The sequence below is a fragment of the Spiroplasma phoeniceum P40 genome, assembly GCF_003339775.1.
In the GTDB taxonomy this organism is placed as follows: domain Bacteria; phylum Bacillota_I; class Bacilli_A; order Mycoplasmatales; family Mycoplasmataceae; genus Spiroplasma; species Spiroplasma phoeniceum.
The window spans coordinates 882,466-909,148 of record NZ_CP031088.1; the positions used below are offsets into that span (position 1 = coordinate 882,466).

At 27.4% G+C, this 26,683-nt stretch carries 22 protein-coding genes and 1 pseudogene; all 23 read right to left on the reverse strand.

What is annotated here, in order from left to right:
• Positions 1–13: 13 nt before the first annotated feature.
• The 23 genes and pseudogenes from rpoB to SDAV_RS05610 all read right to left on the reverse strand — a co-directional run bounded on the left by rpoB (position 14) and on the right by SDAV_RS05610 (position 26,626).
• A complete protein-coding gene (gene rpoB, locus SDAV_RS05515) occupies positions 14–3,922 on the reverse strand; it encodes a DNA-directed RNA polymerase subunit beta (RefSeq protein WP_114564853.1) in 3,909 nt (1,302 codons plus the stop codon).
• A gap of 455 nt (positions 3,923–4,377) precedes the next feature.
• Complete coding sequence (locus SDAV_RS05520; RefSeq protein WP_114564854.1) at positions 4,378–5,292, reverse strand: ABC transporter permease; 915 nt, start codon at positions 5,290–5,292, stop codon at positions 4,378–4,380.
• Complete coding sequence (locus SDAV_RS05525) at positions 5,292–7,448, reverse strand: ABC transporter permease subunit (RefSeq protein WP_114564855.1); 2,157 nt, start codon at positions 7,446–7,448, stop codon at positions 5,292–5,294. Before SDAV_RS05525 ends, SDAV_RS05520 begins: the two co-directional genes overlap by 1 nt.
• Positions 7,432–8,994, reverse strand: coding sequence for an ABC transporter ATP-binding protein (locus SDAV_RS05530; protein WP_114564856.1), 1,563 nt, complete (start codon positions 8,992–8,994; stop codon positions 7,432–7,434). The genes SDAV_RS05525 and SDAV_RS05530 overlap by 17 nt, the downstream gene beginning before the upstream one ends.
• A 16-nt stretch (positions 8,995–9,010) precedes the next feature.
• Entirely contained in the window at positions 9,011–10,414 is a 1,404-nt protein-coding gene (locus SDAV_RS05535) for a BMP family ABC transporter substrate-binding protein (protein ID WP_114564857.1), read from the reverse strand.
• A gap of 266 nt (positions 10,415–10,680) precedes the next feature.
• A complete protein-coding gene (locus tag SDAV_RS05540) occupies positions 10,681–13,164 on the reverse strand; it encodes a hypothetical protein (protein ID WP_114564858.1) in 2,484 nt (827 codons plus the stop codon).
• A 19-nt stretch (positions 13,165–13,183) separates the two neighbouring features.
• The gene (locus tag SDAV_RS05545) at positions 13,184–13,849 is read right to left on the reverse strand and encodes a hypothetical protein (protein WP_245938561.1); all 666 of its coding nucleotides are present in this window, start codon (positions 13,847–13,849) and stop codon (positions 13,184–13,186) included.
• On the reverse strand, positions 13,836–14,180 hold the full coding sequence (locus SDAV_RS13235; protein WP_245938295.1) for a hypothetical protein: 345 nt from the start codon (positions 14,178–14,180) through the stop codon (positions 13,836–13,838). The genes SDAV_RS05545 and SDAV_RS13235 overlap by 14 nt, the downstream gene beginning before the upstream one ends.
• A 117-nt stretch (positions 14,181–14,297) precedes the next feature.
• Complete coding sequence (locus SDAV_RS05550) at positions 14,298–14,582, reverse strand: hypothetical protein (protein WP_245938296.1); 285 nt, start codon at positions 14,580–14,582, stop codon at positions 14,298–14,300.
• Positions 14,583–14,667: 85 nt separating this feature from the next.
• Entirely contained in the window at positions 14,668–15,207 is a 540-nt protein-coding gene (locus tag SDAV_RS05555; protein WP_114564860.1) for an L-threonylcarbamoyladenylate synthase, read from the reverse strand.
• A gap of 19 nt (positions 15,208–15,226) precedes the next feature.
• Positions 15,227–16,657 carry a polypeptide chain release factor methylase gene (locus tag SDAV_RS05560; RefSeq protein WP_114564861.1) on the reverse strand — a complete coding sequence of 477 codons (1,431 nt, stop codon included), beginning with the start codon at positions 16,655–16,657 and terminating at the stop codon, positions 15,227–15,229.
• A 35-nt stretch (positions 16,658–16,692) separates the two neighbouring features.
• A complete protein-coding gene (gene prmC, locus SDAV_RS05565; RefSeq protein WP_114564862.1) occupies positions 16,693–17,553 on the reverse strand; it encodes a peptide chain release factor N(5)-glutamine methyltransferase in 861 nt (286 codons plus the stop codon).
• Complete coding sequence (gene prfA, locus SDAV_RS05570; protein ID WP_114564863.1) at positions 17,553–18,629, reverse strand: peptide chain release factor 1; 1,077 nt, start codon at positions 18,627–18,629, stop codon at positions 17,553–17,555. Before prfA ends, prmC begins: the two co-directional genes overlap by 1 nt.
• Before the next feature lie 62 nt (positions 18,630–18,691).
• A complete protein-coding gene (locus tag SDAV_RS05575; protein WP_245938297.1) occupies positions 18,692–19,027 on the reverse strand; it encodes a hypothetical protein in 336 nt (111 codons plus the stop codon).
• A gap of 14 nt (positions 19,028–19,041) precedes the next feature.
• On the reverse strand, positions 19,042–19,626 hold the full coding sequence (locus tag SDAV_RS05580) for a thymidine kinase (protein ID WP_114564864.1): 585 nt from the start codon (positions 19,624–19,626) through the stop codon (positions 19,042–19,044).
• A 2-nt stretch (positions 19,627–19,628) separates the two neighbouring features.
• Complete coding sequence (locus tag SDAV_RS05585; protein ID WP_114564865.1) at positions 19,629–20,591, reverse strand: DHH family phosphoesterase; 963 nt, start codon at positions 20,589–20,591, stop codon at positions 19,629–19,631.
• A 13-nt stretch (positions 20,592–20,604) separates the two neighbouring features.
• Positions 20,605–22,533 (reverse strand): hypothetical protein, encoded by a 1,929-nt coding sequence (locus SDAV_RS05590; RefSeq protein ID WP_114564866.1) that lies wholly within the window; start codon positions 22,531–22,533, stop codon positions 20,605–20,607.
• Between the two features lie 178 nt (positions 22,534–22,711).
• Positions 22,712–23,020 carry a 50S ribosomal protein L31 gene (rpmE, locus tag SDAV_RS13240; protein WP_114564867.1) on the reverse strand — a complete coding sequence of 103 codons (309 nt, stop codon included), beginning with the start codon at positions 23,018–23,020 and terminating at the stop codon, positions 22,712–22,714.
• Positions 23,021–23,103: 83 nt separating this feature from the next.
• Positions 23,104–23,748 (reverse strand): nitroreductase family protein, encoded by a 645-nt coding sequence (locus tag SDAV_RS05600; RefSeq protein ID WP_114564868.1) that lies wholly within the window; start codon positions 23,746–23,748, stop codon positions 23,104–23,106.
• 28 nt (positions 23,749–23,776) lie between these two features.
• Positions 23,777–24,262: an NAD(P)/FAD-dependent oxidoreductase gene (locus tag SDAV_RS13245; protein WP_245938298.1), complete on the reverse strand. Its 486-nt coding sequence runs from the start codon at positions 24,260–24,262 to the stop codon at positions 23,777–23,779.
• 28 nt (positions 24,263–24,290) lie between these two features.
• Positions 24,291–24,616, reverse strand: a pseudogene (locus SDAV_RS13250) (FAD-dependent oxidoreductase).
• A gap of 235 nt (positions 24,617–24,851) precedes the next feature.
• A complete protein-coding gene (locus tag SDAV_RS13260; RefSeq protein WP_245938300.1) occupies positions 24,852–25,010 on the reverse strand; it encodes a hypothetical protein in 159 nt (52 codons plus the stop codon).
• Between the two features lie 74 nt (positions 25,011–25,084).
• Positions 25,085–26,626 (reverse strand): dicarboxylate/amino acid:cation symporter, encoded by a 1,542-nt coding sequence (locus SDAV_RS05610; protein WP_114564869.1) that lies wholly within the window; start codon positions 26,624–26,626, stop codon positions 25,085–25,087.
• Between the last annotated feature and the right edge of the window lie 57 nt (positions 26,627–26,683).

The following is a 26,683-nucleotide window of genomic DNA, read 5'->3' on the forward strand; positions in this document are numbered from 1 at the left end:
TTTTTCTTCCCCCTTAATCTAATTCATCTTGATCATTAAGTTCATCAAGTTCATCATCAATGTCATATAACTCATCATCGTCTAAATTATCTACCAAGTCAAAACCATCTTCAACTTTAACAAATTTATCTAAATTATCATTTTTTTGTGGTTCACGATTAGTACTTAAAATAAAGTTATCAATATCAAATTCATCTTCAAATTCATCACTATCTGTTAATAAGTCTTCATCAACATAATCTGTCTCATCATAACTCTTAATATTCTTAATGTTTCCTTTTTCGTCAATCATATGAATATTAAATCCTAACCCTTGAATTTCACGAGTTAGCACATTAAATGATTCTGGGATTCCTGGTTCTGGAATCTTTTTATCTTTCACAATTGATTCATAAGCACGTGTTCTTCCTTTAATATCATCAGACTTAATTGTTAAAATTTCGCGTAATGTATGAGCTGCACCATAAGCTTCTAACGCTCATACTTCCATTTCTCCAAAACGTTGTCCCCCATTTTGGGCTTTTCCTCCTAATGGTTGTTGTGTAATTAATGAATATGGTCCAACATTTCTTGCATGTAATTTATCATCAACCATGTGTGATAATTTCAACATATACATTACTCCTACCGAAACTGGATTATCAAATTTTTCACCTGTTCGACCGTCAATTAAAACTTCTTTCCCAAAGTTTTTCATTCCTGCTTTATCCATAATTTCAATTAATTCTTTATTTGTCATTCCATCAAAAACAGGAGTTGAAATTTTTTGTCCCAACTTTTTCGCTGCCATTCCCAAATGAATTTCTAACACCTGTCCAATATTCATCCGTGATGGTACCCCTAATGGATTTAACATAATATCAATTGGTGTTCCATCTTCCATATGTGGCATATCTTCCAACGGTAAAATTTTCGAAATAACCCCTTTGTTCCCATGACGACCAGCCATTTTATCTCCTTCTTGGATTTTTCGTTTTTGAACAATATAAACTTTAATAACTTCTAAAACATCAGCTGATAATTCATATTTTTCTCGTGGAAAGCGTTTAATTGCTTGGATAATTCCTTCACCACCATTTGGAACTCGTAATGAATTATCTTTAACATTTTTTGATTTTTCACCAAAAATTGCTTGTAATAATTTATCTTCTGGTGATAATTGGGTTTGTCCTTTTGGTGTTACTTTTCCAACTAAAATATCACCGGGTTTAACTTCTGTCCCAATAATAACTAATCCATCATCATCTAAAAATTTTCGTGCATTTTCAGAAATATTTGGAATCTCACGAGTAATCTCTTCTGGACCTTGTTTTGTTTGACGACGTTCAATTGTATATTCTTCAATATGAATTGATGTAAAAACATCTTCGGATACTAACCGTTCTGAAACAATAATTGCATCTTCATAATTGTAACCATTTCATGTTGTAAAAGCAACTACTACATTTTGTCCTAATGCTAGTTCTCCTTTATCAATTGATGGTCCATCGGCTAAAACTTGTCCTTTTTCAATTTTTTGTCCTTGACGCACTAATGGGACATGAGTTAATGATGTTCCTTGGTTACTACGAACAAAAGTGTCTAAATTATAATTTTTTAACCCTTCTTTTGTTTTTAAAACAATTCTTGTTGCATCAACAAAATCAACAGTTCCATCATATTGTGAAACAATTGCTAATCCCGAGTCACGAGCAGCAACATATTCAACTCCTGTTCCTACATGTGGTGAATTTGGCGCAATTAAAGGAATTGCTTGTCGTTGCATATTAGCACCCATTAAAGCACGATTGGCATCATCATTTTCTAAAAATGGAATACAACTTGTTGCAATTGAAACAATTTGTTTTGGTGAAACATCAACATAGTCAACATCGTTTCGTCCAGCAATAATATTTTCTCCTTGGAAACGTGCAACCACTTGTTCATCTAAAATTTCACCCTTATCACTTAAACGAATATTAGCTTGTGCAACAACATAATTTTTTTCTTCATCAGCTGTTAAATAATCATTCTCCATTGTAACTTTGCAACCAATAACACGACGATATGGTGTTTCAATAAATCCATATAAATTAATTTTGGCATATGTTGCTAAGTTATTAATTAATCCAATATTAGGCCCTTCTGGGGTCTCAATTGGACAAATACGACCATAATGTGAGTAGTGAACATCTCGGACCTCTAACCCAGCACGTTCTCTTGATAATCCTCCTGGTCCTAGGGCTGTTAATCGACGTTTATTTGTTAATTCAGCTAAAGGATTTGTCTGATCCATAAATTGTGATAATTGTGATAAATTGAAAAATTCACCAATAATTGCTGATAATGGCTTATTATTAATAATATTTGAAGGTTTCATTTTAAATAAATTTGAAGTTGACATTTTTTCTTTAACATTTTTTTCAATTCTTAGTAAACCAATTCGAAATTGATTTTGTAATAATTCCCCAATTGTTCGAACACGACGATTTCCTAAGTGGTCAATATCATCAACTTCCCCAATTCCATCTGTTAAATTTAATAAATATGAAAATGTCGCCAAAACATCAGGCACTGTTACATATTCATCAGTTGCATTAGGATCAATTCCAATAATATTCGCTACACGTGAACGAACTTCATTATCAACATACACTTTAATTTTTTGGATTTTATTAGAACAAATAATTTCATCACTAAATTTAACTTCTTGTAAACAAGCTCCTGCTTTTAAAATTCCTTTTAACTTGTTAATAGCTTCTTTATCCATTAACATTCCCTCGGTAAAAACAACTTTACCATTTACATCTTTAATGTCTTCAGCTAATATTTTGTTATAAATTCGATTTTCAACTGATAATTTTTGAATTAATTTAAAACGTCCTGCTTTGGTTAAATCATACTTACGTTTATCAAATAATAATCCATATAAATATTTTGTCGCACCATCTGGAGTTGCTGTTTCTCCTGAACGAATTTTTTTATAAATTTCTTGAACAGCAATACTTTGGTCATATGAAATATCACCTGTATATGAATCTAATTCATAGGTGCTTTTTACTAATTTATTATCGCCAAAAATTTCTAGAGCATCTTCTTTAATAATTCCTAACGCCGTTAAGAAATTAGCAACCGATACTTTTCTAGATTTATCTATTTTTACATAAAAAACATTCTCAAATTTTTCTTCTTTTCCAACTTTAATTTTTTTATGATCTGATTCAAACTCTAACCATGTCCCTCGTGATGGAATTAAATCAACATAGTAAACATTTTCTCCATTTTTACGATTTAAATCAATTTTATAATATGCTCCTGGTGAACGAACTAATTGTGAAACAACGACTTTTTCTGAACCATTAACAATAAAAGTTCCTTTTCCTGTCATTAGTGGAAAATCACCAAAAAAGACTTCGCCTTCTTTTTCAATTGTAATATAAATAATTAGTTTATCATCTAATCTTTCTTTAATTGTTACTGTACATGTTGCTGTTTCATTGCCAGAATGAATATCATAATAAATAACATCAGTTGATTTTTTTAAAATTGTAATCATATGCCCGACACGTTCTTCAATTCACGCTTTAATTAATTCGGGTTCTCCCTTAACAATTGCTTTTTCAACTTCTAAATCTTTTGAATTAATTGTTAATTTTAAATTTGAATAAATTGGTGCTTCAAAAATTTTTGACTCATCTTTTGCTTGAGAAATTGTTCTTCGTGGCTCTCTAAATTCTCAATCTAACATCTCTAAAACGATATTTCCTTCATGTCCAACAATCGGAAATACCTCCCCGAACACTTCGCTAATCCCTGTTTTCTTGAATCAATCATATGTTTCAGTTTGAATTTCAATTAAGTTTGGTAAATCTAAATTCCCACTTACTTTTGTGTAATCAATTCTTTTAGCGTAATGCCCAAATTCTTTTTCTTTTAATGCCATTAATTATTAACCTCACTTTTCACAATATACGCTTATAAATTGTATATTGGTTTGACACAAAAGTCAATTCTTTTTATTAAAAATTAAAAAAGCATCAACTGCTTTTTTTCCTTATATTAATTCTTACTTATGACGATCACAAATAAAAATTTCATAATCAACTGTACAAAACATTGCTTCTTTTATTTTTCCAAATAAGAATCCAGCAGCTCCGCTTAATTAAATAATTTTAAATTATTAATTTTTTGTATTTAAACTAATTTTTAGTTTTCTTGTAATCTTTAAAATGTATGTGGTATAATACACACTGGTAAATAATCCGACAACACTAAAAATAATGAATAGTTTTTTCATAAATATTTTTTTTCCTTATTTTTTACAGAATATATCCTCAGAATGCATTAATTATAGAAAAAAAAGAAAATGTAAATAAAAACAGCCGATATCGGTTGTTTTTATCGTAATGACTTATCAAATGGAATTCCGGATGATTTTGGTACTTTTGAATATTTTGAGAAAATAACCATTGTTATTAATGCAAAGACAAATGGTAAAATTTTTAATAACTGATTTGATGGATCAGCAATATTTCAAACTGCAAAACGTCATAATGTTCCTGCTAAAGCAATTAAAAAGCTGAATAAGACTGCTCCCAATGTAATATATTGAATTCGTCATTGCCCAAAAATCATAATTGCCAAGGCAATATATCCTTGTCCTTGGACGTCACCACGAAATTGCCCAGAAACATAATGAGTGAACATTGCCCCTGCTAGGCCTGCTAAGCATCCAGAAATAATAACTGCCTTATATCTTGTTTTAATTACATTAATTCCAGCTGCATCAACTGCATTAGGATTCTCACCACATCCAACATAGCGTAGTCCTGTTTTTGTAAATCTAAAGAAAATAAAGGTAAAACCTGCTAAAAAAATTGCAATAATTAAGAAAATATTAATAATTTGATATGAATCAACCCCAATTGTACTAAAACCTGTTTGAATCATATTTCCAGCCGCTAAGGATGGAATGCTTACAAAAAATAATCCGATTCCAGTTACTAATAAATTTAACGCTGTTCCAGAAATTACTTGTTGTGCTTTTAAAGTAATTGAAGCAAAACCATGTAATAAGGAAAAAGTCCCACCACAAATTGTGGCAATTAATAAAGAAATAATTTGCATTCAATTACCATATTGTGATAATACTTTACCAAGTAACGCATAAACTAACGCACCAATGATCATCATTCCATCAATAGCAATATTAACAACTCCTGCGCGTTCTGAATACAAACCAGCCATTGCCGCAATTAACAATACTGCAAAAAGAATTGAACCATTAGCAAATAATTGTGAAACTGCTTCCATTATTTTTTTCCTCCTTTTTGCATTTGATAATCGGCATTTTGACGATGATATTTTGCTTTTAAAATTTTATTATCTTCTGAAACAACTTTTCGAATATGTTTTAATTTTTGATTTAATTCCTTTTTCCACTGTGGCATCTCTCTTTTATGTTTTTTGCGCATAGCTTGATATTCAAGATTAAATTGTTGTTTCATCTCTTTTAATTGCAGTTTTAAATTTTGTTTTAACACAGCCACTTCCTGTTTAATCTTAACATCTGCTTTTACTTGACGATTAATTATTCTTAATTTCCGTTTTTTTTTCTTACTTTGATAATTTGCTATTTTAAATTGATAAATTTCACGACGTTGTTGGCGTTTTAATGCTTTAATTTCTTGATTTAATTTTTTAGTAATCAGTGCTTCTTCTTTTTGCAATCTTTTAAAATCATTTCCATATTTTTGTTGAATTTGATTAAAAATAGGATAATAACTTTCACGTAATTTTTTAATAGCTTCCTCTTTCTTTAGAACTAAATCACCATATTGCGACTGTAAATGTGATAATTTATCATATAATTCTTTTTTCGGCAAATTATAAAACTGTGATAATTCTTGTTTTGCTTGCCCTTTTACTTTTCATACGGCTTGATAATAATTATTTTTTAAAAAACTAATTTCTTGTTTTTTTAATAAATATTCATTTTTCACTTGTACAAAATGGTCTAATGCGGAACCAAGGGCAATAAATGTTGCTAATTTATATTTTGTTTTAAGACCACGTTGCCCAATTTTTGTTGCTTCCTTATATTTTAAATTTTTAAAAAAACTAATTTCTTTTTTTAAAGTGGTAATTTTCCCAGCATATAACGTTAATTGATCATTAATTTCATTCCGATATGCTTTAATTTCTTCTTTAGTTCCTTCTTTTTTTAATTCTTGCATTTTAATTCGATATATTTTATTCGTATTTTTAATTTGTTTTTGATAGTCATTAATTTGTTTTTGATATTTATTATATTCTTGCTTTCATTCTACATTTTGTTGAATATTTCATCAACGACGCAATCAAAAGATCGGTTTAAAGTAAATAAATAATGTAGAAATTGCAGACATATAAATAATGATTCCGAAAATCAATTGCCCCATTTGTTTTGACATTTGAAAATCAGGTAATTGCGTTGCTTGCAAAGCAGCTGTTTTAATAATTCCTCATAATAAAGCAATTGGTAAAATAGCAAACCCATTTGTAAAAGCAACTAATGCAACAGCAATTGCATCAAAACCGACAACTGGTAATGCATCAGTTGTAAATTGTAATACTGTTGATTGTGTCATATAATATAACATTCCTAACACGCCTGCTAAAGCACCTGATAGTGCCATTGAAACAATAGTATATGCTTTAACATTTGTTCCAGCGTATAAAGAAGCATTTTTTGATTTTCCAACCGCTTTAATTCGAAAACCTAAAACAGTATAATTCATAATAAAAATAATTATTCCTAATAATAACATTGCAATAATAAATGGAATAATTCATAATTGCCCATTCAATGCTAAATTAAAATTTGGGGCTGTTGTAACAATATCAATTGTTGAATTTTGATTTGAATTTCACATCCCATGCGCTGGATTCATAAACATTCATTTCATGACATACCAAACAATTCAATTTAACATAATTGTTGAAACAACTTCATGAATATTAAAATAAGCTTTTAATGCCCCAGCAATTGTTGCTAACATTGCACCAACAAGAATTGAAATAAATAAAGATCCAATTACGCCAGCTCCTTGACTAATTGTGGGATTCTTTAAACCTAAAACAATTGTCATACTACCTGCTAATAACATTTGTCCAGGAACACCAATATTAAATAATCCAGCTTTAAAACCAACCGCAACAGCTAATCCCGCAACAATATAAATTGCTCAATAAGTTAATGTCGAATCTTTTAATAATGGGTGAAAAGCTAGTCGAAAAACATAACTAAAAAATAATAATGGATCTGATGCATTTGCACCGATAATAATAAAACTAAGCAGAACTCCTGCAATAATTGCACAAATAGATGCCTTAAAATAGTTCATTTTAGTTTTAAATTCATTTGAACAAAAGAAAATTCTTGTTTTCTGTTTTAATAATCATCCATAATTTTTAATTTGTGTTTGCATTAATTTTTATTCCTTTCTTATGATATCTTCCTGCCATCATTAAACCAATTTCTTCACGTTTAATTTTATTGCCAGTAACTTCACCAGTAATGCGTCCATTATGTAAAACAACAATACGGTCAGCTAAACTCATAATTTCTTCTAATTCATATGAAACTAATAATACTGCTTTCCCTTGTGCTTTTTCTTCCAAAATTTTATTATGAATATATTCAATTGCTCCAACATCTAAGCCCCTTGTTGGTTGAACAACAACTAAAATATTATGTTGTCGTGATAGTTCTCGCCCAATAACTAATTTTTGCTGATTACCTCCTGATAAGCTGCGTGTAACAGCAAAACCAGAATTTACACCTCGTACATCATATTTATTAACAATTTGTTGAGCATATAATTGAATTGCTCCTTTATCTAATAAACCATAATTTGAAAATGGTTTTTGATTAATATTTTGTAAAACAACATTATCAATTGCATTGAATTCTAAGATTAAACCATATTTATGACGATCTTCAGGAATATGAGACATTCCATTTTGATAGCGTTCATAAATACTTTTTTTGGTCACATTAATATCATTAAAAATTATTTCTCCAGAGGCTCTTTCTAATCCGGTTAGAACATTTACTAATTCAGTCTGCCCATTTCCTTCTACTCCAGCAATTGCAACAATTTCTCCTGCATGAACAGTTAAATTAAAATCATCTAAAGCCATCAAACGCGTTAGGCCTCTTTTCTTTACTGATAAATTTTCAATTCTTAATAAAACTTCTTCTCGTGGTGCTTGCCCTGAATTTTTAATTTCAACTAAATTACGGCCAACCATTGCTTCAGCAATTTCTTTCTCATTTTTATCTTGCACATTAAAAGTTTCGACAACTTTTCCACGTCGAATAACTGTTGCCCGATCAGCAATTTTTTTCACTTCATCTAATTTATGGGAAATAAAAATAATTGTTTTCCCATCTTTTTTTAAATCTAACATAATATTTAATAAGCCTTCAATTTCTTGTGGTGTTAAAACAGCTGTTGGTTCATCAAAAACTAAAATATCTGCTCCACGGTATAAAATTTTTAAAATTTCAACTCGTTGTTGCATTCCAACTGAAATATTTGCAATTTTTGAACGAAAATCAACTTGCAAATTATATTTAATTGCAATTTGAGCAATATCACGTGCTTCTTTTGAACGATCTAAAAATACTTTCCCTTTTAACTGTTCATATCCTAATGTAATGTTATCAAGTACAGTAAAAATATCAACTAATTTAAAATGTTGATGAACCATACCAATTCCTAATTGATTCGCTTTAATAGGATTATTAATATATTCTGGTTTTCCATTAATAAGGATTTCTCCCTTTGTTGGTTCATACAAACCAAATAAAATACTCATTAATGTTGATTTTCCTGCTCCATTTTCGCCAATTAAAGCATGAATTTCACCTTTTTTTACTTTTAAGGTAATATCATCATTTGCAATTAAATCACCAAAGACCTTGGTAATATTATTCATTTCTATTGCATATTCATTATTGTTTTTCATATTATGTCCTTTCCTTCTATTGCAAGGCGGTTTCAATTGCATTTAAAATATAAGTTTTCAATGTATCACTATTTTGATAAGTATTTGCTAATGTTGTTGTAAATACCGTTGCTGCTACAGGAGGGGCATCATCAATTCCTCGGGAATAAACATCTTGTAATAGCTTAATAATTTTATCAAATGCTGTATCCTTTGTCAAATCATCAGTTTTATTATGAATAAAATTAACAGTATCTTCATTAATTAATTTTGTTGTTTCAATACCCGTCCAAGTTGGATGCTGAATTGATGATTGATCAGTATTAATTCAACATTCCGGTGTCACATGATTATTGTCTCAAGTATTACTATTAGATGAATAACCACATTTATCTGAATAAATATTCTTGAGAGCTTCTTGAGTTGAAGTTGCAATTTCTTTTAAGGCACTTGTTACGATTATGTCTTCTCCATAAATTTTAGATTGTTCTGTATCCACACCAATAACTTTAGCTGGTGATTTATTATATTTAATTCGGCCAATAGTATCTTGGGTCTGCGGACCTGCAACAGGGAAAATAATACTTGCTCCACGAGAAAGTAATTCATCTGAAATATCTTTCCCATGTCCAATTTCAAATGATTGTGAAAATCATGATTCATTATTTTTTATAACATTTTGTACTTTTTCAATTTTTTGTAAAGCAGTTACTGCTGGATTCATTTTTTTAACTTGTGCTAAAAGATCTGTTCTAATGTTAAATAAGTTTGGCAAATTGCTATTACTAATGATTGCATTAAAAATATCAGCAGCCACTAAAAATCCTCACATATAATTTGAAACAGCGTCAGGATTATCCATTCCACCATATGTAGATATTTTTAAACCTGAAGGATATTTGCTTTTATTAGCATTTAATCATAATGCTGTTGCAATTCCTGCAAAAAATCCCGATGATTCAGCTTCATAACTTATTCCAACAACATTTGTTGCTAATGGTTTTTGGGGATCCATTCCTAAATGAATATTTTGACTACTTCCATCAATATAAATTAAATTATCAACTATTTCTGCACCTCATCCAACGGTATTACCATGCATAAAACCTGGCAAAATTAATGTTTTTGCGCCAGCAATATATGCTGTTAAATAAGCTGTTTTAAAGTCAGATGGTGTTTGACTTGCTGGTTCATAATAACTACCTCGATGTTGACTTTTTTTTCACTCTGATGGTAAAATTTCTTTATCCTTTTGTGAAATGACATATTTACTTGCTCCATCTCATGCTGATTCATTAAACGATGAATCGGTCACAATACCAGCATCGGTAATAACTCAAATATTACTATCAAAATAATATTTTTTAGCACATGCAGCAAGAAAAAGACTCGAACCATTTAGCAAAGTTGATGCTACAAAAACACTGATCAATTTTCTCATTGTTTATTTCCTCCCTTTTATTACTAATAAATTATATTTTTTAATTAATTATTATTCGGCAATTGAATATTTCCTTTCATACTTAAATTACTATGTTTAATGCCCTAACAATGTAATATCTCATTGCTAATTTATTTTTAACATATTTTTAAACGAATGAAAAGAAAAAAACTACTTTCTAAATAAAAAAAAGTTAAATTTAATCAACCTAAATTTAACTTTTTTAATAAATTTATTTATAATATTAATAAATAAAATAATAATTTTTATTTGTTATTCTTTTTACAAAATGGACAATTTTTTTCAAATGGAATATCTTGTTTAGTATATTTAGAAATATTATGTAAATTAAGATGATTATAATCAGCAAATTGATTATTATTTGCCCTTATTTCTTCTTGAGATGAATTACTATTTTTAGTTCGATAATAATTACCCAAACCATATGAACTTTCACTTGAGTTAGCAACACCATATGTGTTAGAATAATCTTTTTTATTATATAAATTATAACGTTTTGATGCTAAGTTAATATCACTAATTTGAGGATAAAACTGATCAATTGGTACAACACCGTGATGCTTAATATATTTTTTAGTTTCAAAATCGTTAATTTTTTTTGCAAAATCAGCAGATTTTGCCTCTAACGATTCAACTTTTAAAGTTAAATTTTTTAAGTGATTTTGCACTTCTCCTAATGTTTTTGTGTGTGTTGTGTGTAAGTTAATTGAATCTTTAATTAATTCTTCAATTTTTTCAAAACGATATTCAAAATCATTTGAAATAACTTGTTGTAATGGTGGTTCTTCTACAAATGGTGTTTCCTTAATTGGTTCTGGCTTTTCTTGATTAAAATATTCAATTACTTCATCATCTAAATTTGAAAAATCACCATTCATAATTTTATCATCTAATTCATCTAAACTATACGATACTTCGTCTTTTAAAATTGGTCGAATTTCTGGTTGCAACAATTTATTTGTTTCATTTGTAACAACATCACGTAATAAATGACCTTGATGATCTTCTATTTTATTCTTATTTAATTCATCTGCGTTAACTTCTAATTTATTTGTTCCTTTAACATCTGTTGTAAATATTTCTGCAGGTACACTATCTTCTGTTTCTGTTAAAATAGTATTTTGTTTTTCATTCATTGAGATATTAAACATATCTGCTCCCACATTGTTTGGTTCTGTTGTATCTAGTGGCTCAGGAGTTAATTCTAAATTAATTGCATCATTTTTTACCTCATGCTCGGGTTTTACTTCATTAGTTCTTAAGATTTCATCTTCAACTAGAGTTGCCATATTATTTTCTATTTGTTCTACTGTTTGTTGTTCAACTGATGGACCTGAAAGCTCATTGTTTTCAGAATATTGTATTTCATCATCATAATTATCTTCATTTGCAACTGAATCAATTTCATCAAGATGCCCAACTTGTGAATCATCTAACCCGGCTAGTTCAGCAAAAGGGTAATCATAATTATCTGGTACATTATCTGTTTTTGTTTCTTCATCATCTGATGTTTTAATATCAGGTAATAATTTTCCTTTTAATTTATCAATATTATGATCAGATGGAATAAATATAATTCCTGTCCGTTGTGATTCTTGGTTTGCTAGTTTAATATTGTTATTCATAATTTCTATCTCTTTTTTTGTTTTACCATTATCTACAACATTATTAAAAGTATTAATTTCTAAACTAATATTTTCAGCAAAACTTTTAATATCAGCATTAAACTTATAATCAGCATTTGGTTTTACATCCAAGAATGGAGCAGGAATTTTTTCAACTCGTTCATTTTGTGGAGGATCATTTGCTGAATTTTGATCTTCTAATTGGTCTGATTTCAAGTTTGATTTTTCTTGTTGTTTAACTTCATTAACAACTGGTGGTTTTGATAATTCTTTTGATTTACTTTGTTTTAAATCAGTTTCCGTTGTATTTGATTTTGTTTCAAAAACCGCTGGCTTCTTAGGATTTATCATAGTTTGTGTCATATCATTAATTAAATTTGCTAATTCATGTTCATCAACATCATTTTTATTAGAATTAAATAAATTATTTAATTCATTTGATGAAAAAATCGAATTTGATTTTTGATAAGATAACTTTTTACTATCATCCTCTTTTGCGTAATCATTGTTTTTGAAATCTCTTTCGGTTTCTCCGATCCCTGCGATAGTCGCGTCAACTCCCAAAGTTGCGCTTCCATGATACTTTCCCTCTTTATTTACCTCTCTTTCAAGTTTTTTATCTTGGTGGTAAATAACAATCATATTTCGTTCTTCAACAAAATTTTGTAAAGACTCAACATCAAATAATGATGATTCAATAAACAATAAACCAATAAACATTAATGCTGCTAATATTAATACTGCTACTTTTCCATAAATTAATGCTGCAATAATTAATGTAACAAATATCATTTTAATATATGGTTTTGCAATTAATTGTCCTTTTTTAACACGATGCAGTTGAAGTGATACTAGTGTAATAACTAATAATGCAACAAAAATTGTTAAAGCAATAATTGTGTATCCTCAAATATCTCCTGTCAAATAACTTAAAATTTGTTCTTGTTTAAAAATTGATGTTTGAAAAATATCATTCATTGATTTTAAAATTGATGGAAGCGCAACAGATTGTATTACCATAAAATTTAAAATAGCAGTAAAAATTTGAACTATCGCTCCAATTATAATTAAACTTCACCCTAATGTTACTAAAAACACAAACATTTTAATTATCCTCCTATATCTACTTTCCACCGCGCATAGCTCAATAATCAAAGCCAATTGTTTCATCATCCTCATCTTCTGTTTCAACAGAAGCAAAATCTGACATTGGATGATAAGAATCAGCTGCTTCTTTTGTTGGTTCTTTAGTAACGACATTATCATTTTCATTTTTAATAATATATCGCTTGTTATAAGCACTAACTTCATGCGCAACCAATTGGTCTGTTGCATAATTGCCATACATCTGTTTAACATAAGTTTCAATTAAAAGTGGATTTAATCCAGCAATAAATTTAAACTGTAAAATTCCTTTAAAAATAGCTTGTACTAAGCTAAATATTTGTTTAAATTTGACATATCCCACTAAATCAATATTATTAAAAATTACTACAATATTTTCTGTGATGTCATAAGCACGTAAAATTTCTTCAAATTCTCTTCTAATATACTCTAATGGATCATCAAATTCTAACTCATTAACAATTACAATTGAATTAGAATCACTAACTTGTTCTAATAATTCACTTTGTTTTAAAGTTCGTGCAAATAATTTAACACGATCTCATAAAACTTTTTTATCCTCTAAACTAACTTTTGGTAGTCCCTTAATAATTTTTTTAAGTAAAAATAAAAATGGTGAAGCATACAATTCAATACGTAATAAATCAATATTAACAAGCGGCATTAAAAAAAAAAGTAGCAATTTCAGACATTGAATCACAATTTCCTTTATCCATAACTGCTAAGAAAAATTGCATTTCGTTATTTTTTTCTTTAAAAATTTTCATTAAATCACGAATAATTTCAAAACTTGATAATGTAATTCCATCAATCTTAAGTTCATCAGTTTTAATATTATGATTACTATTCTTTAGAAAGTCTCCTGTCAGTTCCCCATCTTCATTTTTACCTTGTAATAAATTTATATCTCGTTCATTACTTTTCATATTTATTGTATTTGTTTCATCAATATTTAATTTCATATTTTTCATTCTTTCGAATGGATTGATGTACATCGCGTAGTCCTCCTGCTTCGTTTATTTATAGTTAAATTATATCATATTTCTAAAAAAAAATTATAAAAAAATTGCATTATGAAATGCAATTTGGTATGATATTAACCTTTTCTAAAATTAACCATTGTGCTCTTTCTTTAAATCCGCAAGTTCTTGTTCTAATTGTTTAATTCTTTCTTCCTTGTTTCCTAAGGGTGGATTGCTACCATCATCATCTTTTTTACGATAGTCCCTCATTATTTTTCTTGTCCCAATTTGAAGATTATCTTTATTCATAAAAAAGAAATGCCCCGTAAAGTAACCAATAACTCATACACCTAAAAATAAGATTGTAATTAAGAAAGCAACAGTATATTTTTCTTGGTTAATAATAAATAAAACAGTAAAAATACATGTTAACAAAATTAAGATACATAAAACAACAACATTAATAATTCGATATCATGATCATTGTTTTTTATTTATTTTTTTGCCATTTTTTGCCTTCTTATCTAATAAATTCTTTTGTTAAAGAATTATAAATCTTTGAAGGACGATTATCTAAATAACCAGCGTCAACAATAATATCAACATTAAATTTTTGAAGATCATTAAATTCTTTAGCATAATTTTGACCGCTAATATTTACACTTGTCCCATAAATTGGCCCAACCTTATTAATAATTTTTTTTAATCATTTTGATTTTGTAATTCTAATCCCAATTGTATTATCTTCTGTAATGTTATAAAGCTTATTAATATCATCTTTTATGTTACCTATTATAGTAATAGTTTCATTCTTTTTAAAGAGCTTTAAATCATCACGTGGCAAGTCAATAAAATTATTCGCCATACGAACTGAACTAACAATAACTGATAAATACATTTTTTCTGATCGTCCTTTAACTTTAAAAATTCTCGCTTTTGCTACTGGTGAACTAATAATACACGTCATACCATAAATAGTATCTGTTGGAACAATAATAACTTTTTCTGCTAAATAACCAGCAATAATATCTTTGCGATCTTTTACAGTATATACTTTCATATATAATTAGCCTCCTTTCTTATGAACCCTTTGAATTTGATTTAATTTGTTCATTGCTAATATGATTACTTTTAATTTTTGAAATATGTGAAAGAACAATAATTGATAAAACAGTAATGAAAGCAGATAATAGAATACCACTTGCTAATAATTCATTTCCTTGTAATCAAAAGTAATCTAAATGTGTTGTTTTAAAAATTGGCTCCATTACTGTTTCTTTAAAATTATCACTTTGACTATTTCAATAATCAACTGCTTTTTTTAATTCATATTGAGAAACCAGAAACATTACTAGTGAAGTCCCAGTTACAATTAAAAAACTAACATAAAAACTAATAAAACCTTTTTTAGTTAAATTTGGTTTTTTCAACATTACAAAAGTAAATGCAAATAACATTGAAATAATTAAAGCAGAAGAAACAATTGGTACAACACTAATAAAAATTCCTGACCCGGGCATATTCATTGTCATCTCAAAATAATCAATATTTGGTTGATCTAAAATACTAGTTGTATTCGGTATAATAGCATTAATTGTTAATTGTGGATAAAAGTAAGAAAATAAAAAAAACCGGTTTGCATCAGTAAAACTACTGCCAATAATAATTGTATAAACAAATTGGGGAATAAAAACCATACTTGAAAAAAAAACGACTCATAGTGAAATATTAAATTCATTTGGAATTAAATATAGACTAATAAACTTTTTAAGACGACTTTGATTAAATGTATCTTTTAAAACAAATAATTCTTCTTTTTTAGTTGGATTAATATTATCATTTAATAATCATTCTAATTTAAAACTAACTTTCAACATAATAAAAATAATAAAAATCATTTGTAATCCTGTAATTCATCAAATAGCATTAAGACCAATTCATGTTAATGGATATTTATTGTTTGTACCAGGCCCTGTTGCTAAATTAATTAATGCTTTAACAATTGCATCTCGATTTGGAATATCTTTATGAATCTGAATCATATCTTGAATATTTTTAACAAACTCAGGACCAGTATAACCACCTCTTAAAGAACGACATCACTCTGTAAATAAATCATAATAATATTCTGCAAGTGAAAATAATAAACAAGCACTAAATAAAAAAGAGATAATAAAAACTGTTCCAATTAACAACATTCTATTATTAAAATTAACTGTTCGTTTCTGATGATGAATGTAAAAAACACTACTAATAATGGCACCTGCTAATGTTCCTAATGCAATATATGGCAAACAAAAGATTAAAAACTCATTTGGTAGATTAGGTGTTGTAAATGTTGTTAACACATCCTTAGGTACTGTTGCAATAAAATTAAAGTATTTTTTTAAAAGTTGATCACTATGTGATACATATATAAAAGTAAAATATGGGACCATAATAAATAAAACTAATAAAAAAGCAATACTAATAATGCGAGTTCTTTTAATATTTTTAAGTTTATCTTCCATATCCTGCACCTCACACTTAAGTTTCTTTTATTTTACTACAAAATATTAATAAATAACATTCGTCATTTTTTATTTATATCTTTTTGAAAATAATATTTCTGATTTGGAAAATATTCTTTTACTAATTTTTCTAAATCTTTTTTTTGGTCATAACCATGTTCAAAACATAAAATGCCATTTTTTTTAACAACCTTTTGTCAATTTTGAAAAATTTCTCGATAAAAATATAGGCCATCAATATCACCAAACAAAGCAACGTGTGGTTCATAATTTTTAACACGATTACTAATATTTTGATTCTTTGGAATATAAGGTGGATTACAAACTAGCAGATCAGCTTTAATCTTATTTTTAATAAATGGTTCTAGCATATCACCTTCCAATAATTTAACATTTTTGCAATTTAAATGCTTAATATTTCTTTTTGCTACTTTTAATGCTTCAGTTGAAATATCACTAGCATAAATTGTTAAACTTGGATTTTCTAAGCCTAAAATAATTGCAATTGCTCCGCTCCCAGTTCCAATATCAATTAAAGTTAATGGTTCATCACCATTATTAAGCAATATTTCATCAATTATAATATTAATATTATCAACTAATTCTTCTGTTTCATAGCGAGGAATTAAAACATTATAATCAACATAAAAATCATATCCATAAAAATTTTGTAAATTAGTAATATGTTGGATTGGTTTTCCATTACGATATGCCATTAACTGTTGTCAATAATCATAAATCTTAAAATTAATTTTATCATTTTTAATTGCATATAATTTTGCTAATGAAGTTTTCATAAAAAATGCTATTAAAATTTTAATATCAGCAAGATAATTAGCATTATTCGAGTCTTTCAAATAATCTTCTGACTTTTGAATTAATTCATTAACTGTCATTAGTTTCCTTCCATTTTCAATCTTTGTTCTTCATTAATTAATACTACTACAATTTCATCTAAATTACCTTCCATAATTTGGTCTAATTTTTGTAGTGTTAAATTAATACGATGATCAGTAACCCGATTCTGAGGATAATTATATGTTCGAATTTTTTCACTCCGGTCGCCTGTTCCTACTGCATCTTTTCTTAATGTTCCACGCTCTTCATTAATTTTACGTTGCTGTTCTTCATATAATTTACTTCGTAAATGTTGCATTGCTAATGCCTTATTATCATGTTGACTACGACCATCTTGGGAAGTTACAACAACTCCTGTTGGTAAATGAGTAATTCGAACAGCTGAATCAGTTGTATTAACATGTTGTCCCCCTGCTCCTGAAGCACGGTAAGTATCAATTTTTAAATCAGCAGTTTTAATTTCAAAATCAACTTCTTCAATTTCTGGTAAAACAGCAACCGTTGCTGTTGATGTATGTACTCGCCCTTTACTTTCTGTTTTTGGAATTCGTTGAACACGATGTGCTCCTGATTCAAATTTCATTTTTGAATAAACACGATCTCCTTTAACCATAAAGGAAATTGTAGAAAAGCCACCTGCTTCTGATTCATTTGCTTCAATTAATTCTACTTTTCAATGTTGTTGTTCTGCATATTTTATATACATTCGATATAAATCACCAGCAAAAATGTTTCCTTCATCACCACCTGCTGCTCCACGAATTTCAAAAATAACATTCTTATCATCATTAGGATCTTTGGGCAATAACATTACTTTTAACTCTGCTGTAAGTTGTTCTTTTCTTATTTCTGAGGTTTTTAATTCTTCTTTTGCTAATTCAATTAACTCATAATCCTTTTCTGTCTCTAAAATTAATTTTACTTCATTAATATTATTTAAAACATTTTTATAATTTAAGTATAAAGCAACGGTTTCCTCTAATTGTGCTTGTTCTTTTGCTAAACTAGTTAACTTTTTTACATCATTAACTATTTCTGGTTTTGTTAATTCTTCATTAATTAAATTTCACCGCCTTAACATTGTTTCTAATCGTTCAATTGTTTTTTGATTCATTTGCTTCACCTCTTTTTTAGACACTTAACAATTATAATATATTTTAAATAATAATGATTAATTTAATTCATTATAATAAAATGACTTTTTACTGATTTGAAATTAATGTTTGAAATTTTGGCAAATTTTTTAATTGGTCAACTAAAGTTAAACGATATTCGCAACTTTCAAATGTTTTTTTTAATGGGATGTTTATGAATAATTTTTTGGCTAATTTTAAAAACATTATCATTAACAATCACATTGTCATTTTCCTCAATTAATAAGTCTTCTAAAATTATTATTTTGGAATTAATTGCCAAATTTTCAACAAAATGAGCTTTAATTTTTTTTATATTTTTTGACTTACTATTTACAATAAAATAAACTTCAGCATTTAATCGACTTTTTGTTAACATTTTTTCCTCATACATTAGTATGTTACTTCATGACAATGACGACAGCGAGCTTCATATTTATCCTTTTCACCAATTAAAACAATTTGATCATAATAATTAGCTGGTTTCCCATTAATTAAACGTTGGGTTCTATTTGCTAAATTTCCACATTTAACACAAATTGCATGCAATTTCTTAACCTCTTCTGCTCGTGTCATTAATTGTTCAACATTAATAAAAGCTTCACCTCGAAAATCTTTATCTAAACCATTAACAATAACAATAATTCCTTTATATGCTAAAGAATCAGCAAGTTTAACAATATTATTATCAAAAAATTGGACTTCATCAACCCCAACAACATTTGTTGTTGGTTTAAGGTTTGTTAATAACTCTTCAGAATTCTTAACTGATATTGCTTCAACTGCTTTTTTGCTATGACTAACAACTTGGTTTTCACTATAACGATTATCAATTGTTGGTTTAAAAACTTGAATTTCAAATTTAGCATAACCTAGGCGAACTAAGCGGCGAATAAACTCTTCGGTTTTTCCAGCAAACATACAACCAGTGATAACTTCTATTCAGCCTATTTGAGCTTTACTATTTAAAAAATACATTCTTAACCTCCCATATATTTAATGTTATTTTTAACTACAAAACTTAAGTCTTTTAAAACTCGCTCTAAATCTTCTCACTGATAAATTTTTGCACCGCTTGCTAACTGATGACCACCACCACAGTACTTTTCTGCTACTTTATTAATAATATAAGTATTACTACGAATGCTAAGGTTTATATAACCCTCTGCTTTATTTTCAATTACTAACATTCAAATTTTAAATTCTTTAATATTACTCATAATATTAACCCATGGTTTAACAGTCTCATAACTCATATTATGTTCTTTTAACATTTCATCAGTTATCTTAACATAACTAATTTCTTTATCATAAATAACTACTTGCGATAACAAATAATTTTTAAAGCGTAGATTAACTCATGATTCTTCATATAAATTTTGATAAATTGATTGCAAATCAAAACCTGTCGCAACTAATTTCCCTGCTAACATAAAAGTATTATGACAAGTTTTACTATACATAAAACGATTTGAATCTGTTACAATTCCAGTAAAAATTAATTTGGCTGCCTCTGGTGTTACTATTAATTTTGATGTTAAAACTAACTCAGCAATCATTTCTGAAACTGCAATTTTAGTTTCATCAATTCATTGTATATCACCAAATGGCGTAACATTAGGATGGTGATCAATTTTAATAACTTCTTTTGCTTTCTGCCAATATTTACTATCAATTCGTTCAATGTTCGCTGTATCAGTCACAATTACTAATGCATCTTTATAATCTTCTGCTTGAAGAAGATCAGGTATTGCTAAGAAGGCTAAAAAATCATTTGGTGCACCATCAACTAATACCCTCTTATTTGGAAAATTATCTTTAATGAATTGTGCTAATCCAAATGCTGAACCATATGCATCACCATCTGGTGAAATATGACGTAAACAAATAATTGTCTTATAATCTTTAATTTTTTGTAAAATAATTCCTTTTAAATCTTGCATTTGTTTTCCTCGCTTATATGTTAGCAACTAAATTATTGTTAACTTTATCATAAACTAATAATGCATTCTTTTCAAAATATATTGTTGTTGTTTTTTTTAAATTTAGTTCTTTTTCTGACACTAAAATTTTAAAAATAACTTCATCATCATTAACTTCAAAAAAGCAAACAATTGATTTAAAGACTTTTTTAATTGACTTAACATGTCCTTTATATAATAAATGTAAATCTTTGTTAAATTTCTTTGTCTTTTGGAATGAGATTAAGTTTGGATTAACTGCTAAATAATATTCTTTTTGATCAATTAATTTAGTTCCTTTAGGTAATTTAATCTTAATTTTTTCATTTTCTAAAAAATTTTCTGCTATAGAGTATTTCATACTAAAAACATTTTCTGAACTATTATACATTATTTGATATAAATTAATTGTATTAGGTAAAAATTCAGCATGATTTTTTGACATCAATTTGTAATTATTATCCTTATCAAAAAATAATAATTGTGTAACATAATTTTTAATATTCTCAATGTTCTTTGCTAAAACTAAAAAAGTTAACTGTGGATTATAATTTTTTAAACTAAGTAAAATTTCATTTAATTCATTTGCTTCATTATGAGTTAAATTGTCAAAAGTATTATGTAAAATAATTAATTCTTTCTTACTTAAAATGGCATTAATCAATCTAATTTTAGTATGATCAAAACTACTTAAATTTTTAGTAAGTTTAAATCAATTCATTTTAATATTTAAATTACTCATTAATTTTTTAACTTCTTCAAAAGCTTGATTATAAACTGTTACAACTTTTTCATTTGCTTCTTCAATAGCAAGTGAATTATCTTTTTCACGAGTTTCTAATGTATTATTTAATAATTCCAAATGATATTTATGAAAATATTCTAAAACTTTTCCCTTAATAATTGTTGCTTCATCTGGTAATAAATTTGCAATTAATTGTTCTTGTTTTTGATTATAGTTAAATCATTGATCTTCTGATAATTTTGTTCAAGTAATTATATTTGAGGAATTACTTTTATTTAAAATTCCTTTAATAACACTCTTATGTTTACTATCTTTTAAAACCATATTTATAACATTAAGACGATATTTTTTTAATGCTTTTCGTGCTTTAATTAAAAGATAACGTTCATATGTAATTTCAGTCTGCAATATTTTTAAATACTTTTCACAAACTAATTTTGCCCCAATAAAACCAAAACTTTTATCTTTAAGTTTTCTTTTTTTAGCAATTTCATAACAATCACACAAATAATCTAAGTCAGAAATATAATAAATTTTATCTCATAAAGCTTGTAAAAATGCAAGATAACCTTCATATACACGAATTTCTTCTCTTTTGTAAGTATAAGTATGTAAACTTTGAATAAAAATTGAATCTTTATCATCATCTAAAATTTTACTAATTTCTTTTTTATGGAATTCACTAATTTGAGTTAAATAAGTCTCAATTCATTCTTCTTTAATATAAATTGAATTATTAAAATATTCATTAATGATTTTATCTATTTTTAATATTAAATTTTGTTTATTTAAATCATTACCAATAAAAACTAAATTTTTATAAAAATATTTATTTTTATTATATTTTAATGAACTATCATGTAAAAATTTTGGCGTTTTTAAAATATGATAAGCCAAACGTAATTTTGTTGGTAAAAAAGCTAATCTTAATGGGCCGGGTGATACATAACCAATTCTACGTTCTTTTGGTAATAAAGTTGTGATATTTCTATTGTTTAAATAAATTTTTCCATTACGTGGTTTTTTCTTTCCCAATAACAATTTTAAAAAATATAATTGTGAAAACTTATTCTCAAAATGAGTCCCCAAAATTTCTTGACTATCAACACCAAAATTTAAATCACTAAAAATAATTTTTTTATATCGTTTATACTTTAAATTATTAATTTTAAATCCCATTAAAATACCACGCTCCCAATTAATTTTATTATACCCAAATAAAAATAATAAAAAATAGTTATTGTTAAGTTAAACTTATATTTCCGCTAATTTTTGAAAAATTATGTTTCTAATTTAATAAAATTACATTACAAAATATAAAAAAAACCTTTATCTTAAAAAGATAAAGGTTTACCAATTATTCTGCTGCTTTTTGTTCATCAGATTTTGGTTTCGCTTTTTTTTTGTTAAGTTCTTTTTGTGCTTTTGATGCTTTTTCTGTTTGTTTTACTAACTCTTCTTTTTTATTAAATTTAGATTTAAATCGTTCAACACGTCCAGCTGCATTAGCAAACTGTTGACTTCCTGTATAGAAGGGATGGCATGAAGAACAAGTATCAACTTTTAATTCTTCTCCTTTAGTAGAACCACTTATGTACTCAGTTCCACAAGTTGTACACATAATTTTAGTATCAAAATATTTTGGATGGATTCCTTCTCTTGCCATATAACTCACCTCACTTTTAATAATATGACTGCATATTATTTGCACCTAAGTAATGATAACACATATTTAAACAAAAACAAATATTATTTAATAATCTTTGCAAATTCATTAAAATCAATTCTAACACGTGGCATTGTTGCTTTATCATCATCTTCATCATAGTATCCTAACGCTAAAGCTAAGACTGTATGATATTTTCCTTGATCAAACGTACAATGTTTTGCTAATAACTCATCACATTTTTTTGCATCAAAACCACCCATAATAGTAGTTCCTATTCTTAAATCAGCAGCTTGAATTGTAATAAAACTAGTTACAATATGAGCTTGTTCTGAAACAAATGCAGAAAGATGTTCTTTTTTTTGCAAAAAATTTTGATATTTTTTAATTGCATTTTCTAAATCATCTGCTTGATTAATAACTCGTTCTAAGCGTTTTGTTAAAAATTCAGTTGAAACTAAATAAGATGGATTAGTGCCCGTAATAAGCATTATACAACTAGCATTTTTGACTTTTTCTTGATTTCAGTCAAACATTGCTTCATCAGCAAATTTCTTTTTTAATTCTTTATTTGTAATACTAACAACATTAGTTACTTCAATTCCTAATGAACAAGGTGCTAAGCGCCCTGCTTCAAGTATTACTGTTAAATCTTCTTGATTAATTACTTTTTCACTATTATATTTTTTAATAGTTTTTCGTCAATTAATTGCATTTTTTACTGTCATTTAATATTATTATCTCCTTTAATTTTTATTACTCATTAATTTTTGTCAAAGCAACGTTTAATACATCAACACTTTTTGCAAAAGGAGGTGAATATGGTAGATCTAAATACTCAATTTCACCAATTTTAGTTTTTGTTCAAATAATTGGGATTAAAGAATTGATTCTTAAACTAACTTTATTATAACCAAAAATTTGTGCACCAACAATAATTTTATCTTTTTGGTCATAAATAATTTTAATTGTTACTGGCTTCGCATCAGCAACATAGTTTGTATGATCTGTTCCATTTACAACGACCTCTTTCACATTAAAACCATTCAAAATTGCTTGTTCTTTTGTATATCCTGTTCGAGCAATTTCACTTTCGAAAACCTGCATAATACTTGTTCCAATTCCACCAGGAAAATGATCTTTCTTTCCTGCTAAAATATTACCTAGAACCTTACCATTTTTGGCTGCAATTGTTGCTAACAACATATAATTTAATTTATTATCAATAATATTTTTTGTCATCACACAATCACCTACAGCATAAACATCTTTAATATTTATTTGTTTCAAATTGGTTATTCACTAAAATTGCCCCAAATTCATTCATTTTTAAATCTGTTGTTTTTAAAAAATTAGTTGCCAGAGTAACCCCAATTGCAACTAATGCTAAATATGTTACATTTTCTTCTTCCGATGATAATTTAATTTTTGTTACCTTATTATTTTCAACAACAAGTTTTGTTACTTTGGTATTTGTTTTAATTTTAATTCCTTTTTTTCTAAATCATTTGCTAATAAATGTGCAATATCTTCGTCAAGCAATTTTCGTGAAATTCATTTGTCAGCTTCAATTAACGTAATTTTTTTTCTTGCCAAGCCAAAACTTTCACAAAATTCTAATCCAATAAAACCTCCGCCAATAATAAATAGTAAAATTTTTTACTTTTTTTAAACGTTAATGTAATTCAATGGCAGCTTCCAAGGTTGTACCTGTAAAAACATTTACAGCGTCTTCTCCTGATAAATTTAAACGACGTGGTGTTGCTCCAACACTAATAATTAATTTGTCATAATTATCAATAAATTCTTGATTTGTATTATAGTTAATTCCTTAAATTGGAACAAATCCTTGGTGAATTCCAAAAGCTCCTAATGATGGATATTTAAACTTTTGATAAGCAATAATTTCAACATCATTTTTTAACATACGTTTTAATTTACTTTCTGCTGTCATGCCAGATGTTGAACCACCAATTACTATTACTTTCATATTTTTCAACTCTCTTTCTTCTATAGTAATATTATAACCTTAGATTATTAAAATAAAAATAAAGGACTAAGCCTTTATTCTTTGTTTTTGCTTTTTTCCCGTTTTCGTTTTTTTCGCAATTTTGACCATTTAAAAAGAATTAAGTCTTCATTTTCTAATGAATTAGTTAACTGAGCAGCAATTGTTGTTGCTTGTAATCCCCCCGCAACATTGACAGCTGTTCGTCCCATATCAAATAAACCATCTAGAGCACCAATAATTGCATAAACTGGCACATACAATGTTTCTAATCCAATTCCTCCTAAAACACCAGCAATAACAACACTTGCTGTCCCTGGCAAACCAGCAATTCCTAACGATGCGACAACTACTACCAATAAAACAATAAAGAAATTAGCAACAGTTAAATCATATAAACCAGATGTTGAAATAAAAGAAACAATAATTCCTGCTTGTACACCTGCACAAGCAGTTAACCCCATTGTTGTAGTTAAAGGAGCAGATATTCCAACAAGATTCTCTTTTACTTTTATATCATCTTTTAAAACTTCCATTGTTACGGGTAAGGTTGAATTAGAAGATTGAGTTGTAAAACCCTGAATTACCGGTTTGATAGCAAACTTCCATCATTTAAATGGATTTACTCCTGATAATGTTAATAATAATGAATGCCAAATTAAAGCAATAATTAAACATAAATAACCAACTCCAACAATAATTCCAATGTGTGCTAAGTATCCAATTGGTCGTGAAATAATAGCATAAGTTATCATTGACATTACAGCATATGGCATTAATTTAATAATAAAAATTAAACATGACATAATAACTGTTCATCAACGGTCAAAACCATCACGAATCTTTTCCATATCTTCTGGATGTCGCTTAGTTGATTTTTTAACAGCTAACCCAATTAAACCAGCAATTACCATTACAGGAATAATTGTTGCTAAAAGAAATGGTTGTACAAAATTAGACGGAACATAATTCCAAATAATTTCTGGCAATGGCTTTGATACATCTTTTTCATAACTCCCACTTCCGGAAATTATAAATCCACTACCAATATTAAATGCAATCCCAATAAATAATGTAATAATAAACATTGCTGCAACATTTAATAATAAAATAGTAATTGTAATAATTGTTCCTCTTCGTGAAGATGCATATTTTCCTGGTTTTGAAACAGCTCTTGCAATTGCTAAGAATACAACAGGAACAGTCATTAATAAAATTGCATTTAAGAAAATCATTCTAAATAAATTAACTCAAATTGAAAACTCATGTACTCATAAAACATAAATATTATTTAGAATAGTTTTATCCGGATTATTTGGATCTGGAATCTCTGGATTAATCATTGACCCTGATGGTTCCGTTGCATTATATGGGAAACCATTAATTGCTTGAATAATAATCCCAAAAATTAAACCAATTACTAACCCTAATAAAACACGAAAAATAAATCGCATTTTTGTTCTTTTAATTCAAAATCATAATAAAAACATCACTCCAAAGAAAATAAGAATACTAATAAGTGATTGTCAAGTTGAAATTGATAAAAAATCATGCAATGGATTACTATTGTTTGAACTGAGTAATAAATTAAAATGCATTTGTCATACCTTTCTTGGAATAAATTGATAGTTTAATAATACATTTTAAACTATTAT